Here is a 6,924-nt window from a genome sequence, read left to right as displayed (position 1 = left end):
AGAGATGTTCATCATCAACTTGAGGAGCGTCACCAGGATTCTTACGGCGATAATTATTGATCCAAGTATGCAAAGTATTAACGTTAATTCCCAGCTCTCTGGCGGTTTGGGTTACCGGTTGACTGGACTCTACTGCCAGTTTGATGGCTGACTCTTTAAATTCAGCAGTATAAGTATTGGCTTTCTTTTGATTCATTCGAACACACCTCTATTAGTGGGGATATTAACCACATCTGTGTATCCGGGAAACTATAACCACTTCAACATCAGAAGCTCTCTGACGTGTCGTTGAAAGTTTACTTGGGTTTGCACCAAAGCGTATCATTGTCCGACAGGCTGCCTCTTGATCAAAAAAAGCGGCTTGATGAAGAAAGGTCCACCCAGATGAAGCTTTCTGGAAATGGCTACAATGTTGAGCTAATCGAGGCGCTTTTTCCCATACAGACATTACATGGGCCCATTTGCCTATTTTGGCTTTTTCATACAACTCTGAGATGATGCCTTGTAAGTGACTCATGATTCATCCATTGAATAGTCTACTCTAGTAATTTACACCTCATGTAGACTGATATGAAGAGGCAAAGAAGGTTAACCGCCGCAACTTACTTAGCGGCTTTTTACTAAGCCGCTAATATCAAACTATTTAGATAATAAGTGCCTCATTTATCCGACTTACCGATTAAATACGGCTACGGTTAACCCATAGTTCGTATACCTCAGTCACAGTCAATATATCTAAGTAATCTTCTCTTTTTATCGAAGCTATACAGTAAATGCTTATTCTTCTCAGGGCGTCCTTTACATAACTTATATCACTCAAATTCTTCGAAACTAATATGTGATAGATCAAGATTGTAATCGAGCGCATTAACAATTTGCTGTAACCGATCTAACGTATATCCGGCGCCGTATCGACGCGTAGTCGTTTTATGCTCATGACCAATCGCTGCCGCAATATCTGACTCTTCAACCCCCTTATTTCTCAGCGTCCGTGCAGCGGTATGCCTGAAACTATGAAACGTCTTATTTTTCCTGTTAGCTAGCCCCAGCGAATCAAGATAGCCGGGACTGGCTGTTTCGCCATTAAACCACCGCCCAGTCTCTCGCCCCCAGCCATTGGTTTTGCAATATTTCATAGCAGGGAACAGCGTTTCGGTGTCAGAGGTAGCTGCTTGTCGACGCATCTCGACATAATCTAAAAATCCTATTTCAATCAACTGCTTATGAATCGGCACTTTTCGTTTTGATGTTTCATTTTTAGTCGACTGATCTAGCTCATCATCGGTAATATTAAAATACCAAATAACATCATCAGCTTGTTGAGATTGTTCGCACTTGATATCTCTGATGTGCAACTGACAAAGCTCATTAATGCGTCCACCAGTGTACATTGCCAGCAAGGGTGCCCAAAAATAGCTATCCACTAATGTGCGCTGTCTAGGCAGCTCTATAGAGCGATAGACCGAGCCATTCAGCAACTTACGCAAGTCTTCAGGTTCAAATGGTCGATAACTGTCAGTTGCTCCTCTACTCACATTCAGGCTTAAATCTGCGGCAAAGTTTATTTGAATGATATCCTCATCATAAGCAAACTTAACCAGCGCTGTGCACAACTGAAAGTAGCTTCGCGCAGTGTCCGCCGAGAGCGTACCATCGCGCTTCGAGCGTCGCTCCCTTTGCGGGTCTATCATCGCTCTCAGCTTCTCTCGAACGCTGATAATGTCTTTCCGCCCAAGCTTGGCAAAAACAGTCTTCGCGCCCAATAACTCGACAACAAATTTTAATCGCGTCGTGCCCTGAGATCGAGTTTTCGGATGGGTCCAATTACCTGACGCGATTTTTTCCTGAATAAATCTTTTAGCAATATCTTCAACCGTTGGGCCATTACTCTCGGCAAGGCCATCTCCCGCGGAGAACCCCATACCGGCTTTGCCCATAAATTGTAAAATTTCTAACTGGTTAGCATCAGAGTCTTCTAGATCTGAATGAATCCTTTGGGTGCCAGTACTCGGATCAACTTCAATGTATATTTTATTCTCGAGGTCAAAATCAAAGTCGGGTGTGTCAGACATATCCTGTTTAGTCTCTTTCTTGCTAAAAATCGTCGATTTAAGCGTTTCAATGATGAAATCGGGCTTAATATCTTCGATCTTATCAAGATCTAAGCAAGTGTCTATAAAGTTTATCAATTGTCGAAACTGATAAGCACAGCGATAGATAAGTAATCGGGCTCTGTCTTGATCGTGTGTTTTAAGCGAATTATTAAATTCATGCCCTAGTTCAGGCAAAACCTGAAAGACCCTAGACGGCCATTTAAGACGAATATAATACATACCGTTGCGACGGTAAGAATGTTGGATGCGTGCAGCCATAATTCACCTTTGGTGCTACAAGGTGGTGCTACATTTCTGAAAAACAATTCTTAAGGTAGGCTAGAGGCCGCATGAATAGGGCATCTACGAAGGAATTGGTGGAGCCTAGCGGGGGCTCACCCATTTTGCAAACCAAGTTAAAAATCAATAGGTTACCCTACCTATAGTTCATATAGTTACACACATTAGTATCACACCGCAACTGGAACATATCCAACCATCGTATCAATCAAAAGTTGTCGACTATCAAGATAAAAGCGTCCACCTGTGAGGTAGCGATTGCCTTCGCTTAAGCAATGACCAAACCTATCAACTGCACTGATACCACTTAAATGATCAAAAAACCTGCTGTTTAATAGCAAGCTCTTCTTCCCCTTAGGTGACATCACCTTTGTAGCGTTAGGCTTATATACGTTACTTTTTAATACTTAAAAATCATGAGAAAAGCCTGCGGTTCAATAGCAGACTATTCCTCCCTCACAGGTGCCATCACCGTTGTAATGCTGGCCCTTTGTTCTTTACTTTTTTACTAGGTGGCAGTGTTGGTTTTGTAACCTTCACGAGCTTCATCGAATGCTTTGATACGCTCAAATAGCCTCTTGAAATTCTCGCATGCTTTGGGCGGCCATATTGATTGACACTTTCGACGCTTAAATGACCCATAATCGCTGCAATTTCTATACGTGATTTGTCAGATTTTTTTAAGTCACAACCAAGCTGATGCCGCCAGCTATACAGTGTTGGAAGGCACTTTCGTTGCGGCCAAATTTCCTTGGTTACTTTAGCTAAACGCTTTTGAACATAGGTGATTGGCTTTGCATAAGGAGCATTAATTAATAAATGATGATACTTCTGAAGAGCTTCAAAAGTTTTGCGATCAGAGATAGTGAGTGTGCGATCAATGCCCCGATCTGCCCGTTTTTTGGCTGAGTTAACAAGAATCTTATTTCCGGGTAGAAATTCTAGATCATTTATTTCTGCTGGCCTACAGCCTAGATACTTAACAATCATGACAGTAGCGTAAACGTATTTATCGCCACTCGAACCACTCATTAGCCGTTCTATTAGCTTAGCTTCATCACTCGCTTTAACTGCTTTCAATTTGTTTCGTTTAGGCTTTATCTGAGCCTTTTTAGTTGGATCACTGGTGATAGGATTGAGCGTCACTTTAACTTTATCAGCCGTTTCAGAGAATCCTTTCAACCGTTGGTCTAGCTCGATAGCGTTGCGAAGCTTTCGCCAATAGCTTGGCACATAATCCTTAGCACATGCCTTCAAAGCCATTATTATGTTTTTTTTGGTGATTGGCTTACCAATCATTCTCGTCTCGTAAAAGTTTTTGGCTAACTTTTTATAAGCCTCTTCTGTTGAATACAACATCGATTATCCTCCTTGATTATTCGCGTTCATCCTGAACGCTCATCGCAGAGTATAGTAACTTTTTTGATAAGCCTTGCGTTTTTATCTGACGTTTCGCTTATAGTTGTGTAAAGGACTTCTCAACCACTTCGTGGTTTGCGATCCTCCTTGACACAACCCGCTTCACTAGTCGCTTTTCGACCCACTTCGCTTCGCTACGGGGCCTCACTCGGTCAAAGAGCGACCTCACCAGCTCCCCATACTTACCGAGGTAAGTATGGTTACAAGCGGCAGCTCATTTATAACGTTCATACTGCTTTGACTTGTTCGCATTTTCCATAGATCTTCTTCGATAATTCCACAATACACCTCATAGTTCTAACGCCGCGCTCTGCGGCGAATTTGGAGCGCAGAGGAAAAGTCACCCGACAGCAGCTCTTTGTTAGGCTCTGTTTTATTGATGCTGCCTCCTCCTTTCCTCTAGCGCCTTTATTCTCCCCTGTAACTCGATTATCTGCGCTTTTTGCTCAGAGTTAGCGCTCTCTAGAGATTCGATTAAATATTTATGTTGAGCAAGTAATTGTTCATACAATTTCTTTTGGCTATCAATTTCAACTAACTGCCTTGATATCAAATCTAACGTATCTTGATTTTTAGAACCTTCATTCGCAAGATTTTCGTTAATGTCTAACAACGAATTTACTATTTCTTTAGCGCTACTCTCTAGATTTTGCTGCTGGTATTCATTAAATTTATTGCCCGAAATAAAAGCGTAAGCGGTTAGTGACAAGCCAATTACTGTCAATGTGATGACGATCACACTCAGCAATATGTTTTTTCTTGAGTGTTTATCAGTTAGATCTCCCGATACTTTGATCTCAGAAGCTATTTGGGTTTGTATTTTGTTGGCTTCAACCATAAAATCTGAAGCTTGGACAGAGGATTCAATAAGCTGATCCAGCCTATTTGACAGCTCATTGAATGGTTGTAATCTACGTTCTTCTTTATCCCGCTCTTTTTTAGCGAAATCTTTCCTGAGTGACTCACGCTCTATTGGGCGTAATTTCGGCATGCTAGTTGCTCTTATCGACTCCATCGCGTTGCTTAGAGAGTCGCCCATTGTAAGAGTATTTTTTATGCTGTCAGTTAAATTAGAAGAAAAGCTGTCTATACCAGAAACCGACTTGAACATATCCTCCATATGCTTCTTGTATTTTTCTTTTTCAAGGATAGAAAGCCTGTAAAGATACGATATATTTGTCTCTTCTTCATTTCTTGGATGCTCTATTTCGTTGTACTCTTCATAGTTAACAATTTCACCCTTCTCGTTTTTCTTTTCCTTGAATTCACGCTTCTTAAATAAATATTCATTGTTATCTATATAAATACCAGCAATTTTCTCAAGCTCGTCTTCCGTTAGTTTACTCACGTCTTCGTTTGTGAGAATAGGCTTGTCTGGTTTGTATTTTTCTTCTTTTAAACGATCTTTCGGAAAGCATATATAAACACATAGATTTCGGATGAAGTCGGCAGGTATGCAATCTCCTAGTGAGCTATTTAGATTCTTGTGTAGTTCGATTTGGCGTTTCGCATTAATGCCGAAGACGCAAAGCTCTCCTATGCTAGTTACAATACAATCATATGCTTCTCGTTTAAATAACTTTCCTAAATCTAGTGCCATCTTCTCTATATCTTCCTAACGCCGCACTAAGCGGACTAAAATAGTGGGTTAAAATTTGTAGCGAAGCGAAACGTAACCCACTGTTTTAGTTCTGCTTAAGTACCTTGTTAGCCTTTCTACTTTTACGGTTTATAAGGTACGTGCGGATATTACTAAATTTGGTTAATAATTTTCCGACTACTAAATAAGTAAACCAACTATAATGCTTGGCTTCGATTGTTTTATTGAAGCTTGAAGCATAAGATTTACTCAGTAACTCCTTCCCATCAATGACTTCAACATTTATACAATTAAGTTGACCATTCACAGCTTTCTCTGTTAGGAATTCTTCAAGGTTACTTTTAGACATTAACGATTCTTTGGTTAGTCTAAATTTTTCGAATCTAGGATAATTATAATCTTCGGAGTAAACTGCAATAGTTTTAACATATCCATCTTCAGTGGATAGCTTTACTAAAAAAGAAAAATCTGCCCCATAATAACCATTTTTATTATTTGGACGCATTGCTTGAATCGATACAGTTAGGTGATTATCAAAGAAGTCGGCAATTGGATCCCATCTTTGAATCCTTTTTTTAACAACGTATTTCCCATGGGACGTTGATAAAACTAAACAAGTTTTAACCTTTTTTGAACTCAGCAGGTTATTAACCTTAATTCTGTTCATACTTACACTGTAATAATCAACGGGATCCAAGTTTTGCGTAAATGATTCATAAGATTTCAATATTTTAGGTTCATGCTCAAAATTGGACAGTTCTATATAATAATTCGGGCCAACACGGAGCAATACTTTGAAAAGAATGACAGATCTATCTTTGAAGTTCTCAATCGTATAACTGTTCACATATTGGTCTTCAGCGTAGATACTTGAACTAATACTATATTGACCTTTTACGTAAATTCCTGATTTACGCAAGAAATTTCGAACAGCAAAATATAAAGCAACGATTGAAATCGACAAAGCGATGTAAGGAACAATACTCAACTCACTCTCCATAGAAGGCTAACAGCTTATTCGTGTGCGTGCCTGATATACTGGCGATAACTACCGGGCTTCTGCTTGTAACCAACTGATTTCATTCTGAAACCTTCCATAGTTTGATGATTCCCTTTTAGAAAAGTGCGCGTGCACACTATTGCACACTATTTCGGTGATGAGTGGCATATAAACTTGCAAACCAAATCAATAACCTATTGATTTTATTGATGATCAAAGCATCATCAACCGAACAAACAGGCAAGCAAGAAAACTAAGTGTGCCCCCTTTCCTAGAAAAGTTCAAATCATACTGTATATCACATAAAGAAATGCCTATAAAACGCATCCATGCTAATACCAAGCAGGTGTGCCAAAACATTTATAATTGCTCACTGAACTACTACGGTAATCCTCCCGAAAAATAATAGTGCTCAAAAGTAGAATTTTCTCGTAATCTATACGCAGGAGGTTCTGCATGAAAAAGTCACGTTATACCGATAGCCAAATCATGGCGATCCTAAAGCAAGCCGA

At 39.9% G+C, this 6,924-nt stretch carries 5 protein-coding genes; all 5 read right to left on the bottom strand.

Features of this window, described 5'->3' with window-relative positions:
- The coding region (locus EH243_RS18350) for a transposase (RefSeq protein ID WP_164549134.1) at positions 1-196 on the bottom strand (196 nt) is incomplete at its 3' end.
- A 616-nt stretch (positions 197-812) separates the two neighbouring features.
- Positions 813-2,372 (bottom strand): site-specific integrase, encoded by a 1,560-nt coding sequence (locus tag EH243_RS18345; protein ID WP_126160111.1) that lies wholly within the window; start codon positions 2,370-2,372, stop codon positions 813-815.
- Positions 2,373-2,861: 489 nt separating this feature from the next.
- Positions 2,862-3,752: a site-specific integrase gene (locus EH243_RS18340; RefSeq protein WP_126160110.1), complete on the bottom strand. Its 891-nt coding sequence runs from the start codon at positions 3,750-3,752 to the stop codon at positions 2,862-2,864.
- A gap of 433 nt (positions 3,753-4,185) precedes the next feature.
- Positions 4,186-5,412 carry a hypothetical protein gene (locus EH243_RS18335; protein WP_126160109.1) on the bottom strand — a complete coding sequence of 409 codons (1,227 nt, stop codon included), beginning with the start codon at positions 5,410-5,412 and terminating at the stop codon, positions 4,186-4,188.
- Positions 5,413-5,497: 85 nt separating this feature from the next.
- Complete coding sequence (locus tag EH243_RS18330) at positions 5,498-6,400, bottom strand: hypothetical protein (RefSeq protein ID WP_126160108.1); 903 nt, start codon at positions 6,398-6,400, stop codon at positions 5,498-5,500.
- Positions 6,401-6,924 lie beyond the last annotated feature (524 nt).

This window comes from Amphritea opalescens (assembly GCF_003957515.1).
Taxonomy (GTDB): Bacteria; Pseudomonadota; Gammaproteobacteria; order Pseudomonadales; family Balneatricaceae; genus Amphritea; species Amphritea opalescens.
This window is presented reverse-complemented; position numbering and strand designations above follow the sequence as displayed.

Bases quoted from the DNA above. Each gene is read 5' to 3' on its own strand.
- EH243_RS18335 (WP_126160109.1), bottom strand. From the start codon at position 5,412: ATGGCACTAGATTTAGGAAAGTTATTTAAACGAGAAGCATATGATTGT.
- EH243_RS18345 (WP_126160111.1), bottom strand. From the start codon at position 2,372: ATGGCTGCACGCATCCAACATTCTTACCGTCGCAACGGTATGTATTAT.
- EH243_RS18340 (WP_126160110.1), bottom strand. From the start codon at position 3,752: ATGTTGTATTCAACAGAAGAGGCTTATAAAAAGTTAGCCAAAAACTTT.